This window comes from Ensifer sp. SSB1 (genome assembly GCF_016652895.1).
Lineage (GTDB): Bacteria > Pseudomonadota > Alphaproteobacteria > Rhizobiales > Rhizobiaceae > Ensifer.
The window spans coordinates 1-2,299 of the sequence record NZ_JAEPRP010000122.1 but is presented as its reverse complement, the minus strand read 5'-3'; the positions used below and the strand labels follow the sequence as shown (position 1 = coordinate 2,299).

At 60.0% G+C, this 2,299-nt stretch carries 3 protein-coding genes; all 3 read right to left on the bottom strand.

Annotated features, from left to right (window positions below; translation table 11 throughout):
• Positions 1 to 857 (bottom strand): FAD/NAD(P)-binding protein (locus I8N66_RS25460; RefSeq protein WP_291159658.1); only part of this gene is annotated, 857 nt, incomplete at its 3' end.
• 330 nt (positions 858 to 1,187) lie between these two features.
• Positions 1,188 to 1,799, bottom strand: coding sequence for an alpha/beta hydrolase (locus I8N66_RS25455; protein ID WP_113540588.1), 612 nt, complete (start codon positions 1,797 to 1,799; stop codon positions 1,188 to 1,190).
• A 111-nt stretch (positions 1,800 to 1,910) separates the two neighbouring features.
• Positions 1,911 to 2,299: hypothetical protein (locus tag I8N66_RS25450; protein WP_291159656.1), on the bottom strand; the 389-nt coding region annotated here is incomplete at its 5' end.

Here is a 2,299-nt window from a genome sequence, read left to right as displayed (position 1 = left end):
GCCTGGCAGCCAAGTCCCGTGGCTTCCGCTTCCGCACAGGCCTGCCGGACGAAGCGGACGATTTCGCCGAGCCGCGTCGGCATCGGCTCGACCGGGAATGTTGGTGCCGCCGCAAGGCGCGTATGCGGCTGCGGCAGAAAGCCGTGCCGGGAAAGAATGGTGACTTCGCCGGCAAAACCATTGTCGCGCAATTGCAGCAGACGGTCGACAACCCGGACGCCGCTGCCGAGCAGGACGGTATGACGAGGCACGACCAGGCGGCGGGCGCGCACCAGGGGCTTTTCCTCCTCGGCAACCTCCATTTCGCCCCGGCGTAGACCGAAGCCGGTCGCCAGCACGACGGCGTCACACTCCACCGCTGCCCCCTCCTGCACCATGAGGAAGCGGCCGTTGGCCTGCTTGCGCAGCCCCAACACCGCCTGACAGGAAAGCTGCATCGAAATATCGGGCCTGCGCGTCAGCGCTTCGGAAAAGCGCTGATAAACGTAGTCGCTGAAGATGCTCTTCGGCACGAAGATCTGCTGGAAGCCGGGAATGGCGGCAGAGACCGCCGCGCGAAATTCGGCATTCCCCAGCAGCCAATCGTTGAAGTCTTCCGGCTGGCCGGCGGCGACAGAAAGATCGCGCACCCGGCTGTTGAGGATCTCGCCGCTCTGGGCAGCCGCCAACACCTGCCCGCCGCTGATCGTCGGCTGCGGATCGAAAAGATGGACGTGGAACGCCGCTCGCACCGACTTCATCAGCGCGATGGCCATCATCACCCCGGAAAAGCCGCGGCCTATGATGGCAATATGCGGTTTGGCTCTTGCGCCGGCTCCCTCTGGAGCGACCTTCGTAAACAATCCATGGACAGTCATCTGCACTCTCCCATGGCCGGGTCTACCCGGCAAAGTCTGAAATGCATGGCTGTTTCGGCTCGGACTGCACACACCGACCGAATTGTGAATAAATTGCCGTCCGCATCGCGCAATCGTCGCTCTGCGCCATAACGGTGGGGTCGGGAAACCATAACGACCGCCGCCGCGACGGTCGAGCCTGTATCCGTTGTACTGGTTGGCCTGGCACTTTGGTGCATGGTCATCCCTAGACGGCATACTCTATAAAGTTAGTGCGCTATTAGAGCTCGAAACGATCCCAACATCAAGTGCTGTGTGAGTGAGCAAGCCGAATGGGCTTTCGACGAGGCATCAGGCAAGAGCGCTCGGGACCGGCGACCGATCGATGACATCAGCCTCGATTGCCTGAACGCGCGGTGCATCTCGACGTGCGATGCCGTTCAACACTCGCAACAGATCGTAGCCATGCGACCAGCGGCCAAAGCCACTGGCGATGTTGATATGGCCGGCATAGCCAAGATCGACGATGCGGCTGCCCCAACGGGTGGAGACATGCCGCAGGCGATCAAAGGGCATATAGGGGTCGTTGAGGCTGCCGACGACAAGACTTGAGAAAGGCAACGGCAGGTCGGGCATCGGGCCGAAATCGATGGCGCCAGGATGCAGGCGGTCGGTTGGCCCAAGATCGCAGGGCGCGACAAGCAATGCGCTGCGCACTTGTCTTGCCAGGGGGCGTCGCGCCAAGTTGGCGACAAGAACCGAACCAAGGCTATGGGCCACCAGATCGACGGTCCCGTGCCGGAGGATTTCGCGTTCGAGAGCGTCGCGCCAATCATCAAGCCTTGGCCGGTCCCAGTCGATCTGTTCGACGAGAACCGCATCCGGATGATCCCTCAGCCAATGGCGTTGCCAGTGTCCCTCGTCCGACCCGAACAATCCCGGAATGATGAGCGTTTTTGCCATGACATCAATCTCTTGCGACAATGACCCAGGACCTGCAACGACTCGTTGCAAGCAGATCCGATACTGGATCAACTATGCGCAAGCGACAGCCAGTGGAGAAGCAAGGATCGCCTAATATCCATAAACTCGATAGTATTTATTTCTTTGGCCAAAGATCACGTGCCCGCGATCGCCGATGCGGCATGGAACAATATTTGCAGTAGAGTGTTTCCATCGACGCGGCTCAAAAGCGAAATCAGTTTCCTTGTGACCCGTCCCAGCGTCAAAAATTTGCGTTGTTGGAGCCCGCGAAATTGTTAGTTTGGCGCCGAATACACCGGCGCTCTGACAAGCCGGCCAACCGGCGACTTGACGATCGGTTTGGATAAGGGGATGGCGCGACCGTTTACGGTTGCAGGGCTGAAAAGGTGACCTGAAGTTGACGGAGCGACGCAATGGGAACCGCTGGCGGTTTCGCCAGCCGAGTGTTTTGCCTGGATTTGGGTTGTCGCTCGGGATCA

What these genes read in the sequence shown, in the direction of transcription:
- I8N66_RS25455 (WP_113540588.1), bottom strand. Translation starts at nt 1,799, where the DNA reads ATGGCAAAAACGCTCATCATTCCGGGATTGTTCGGGTCGGACGAGGGA.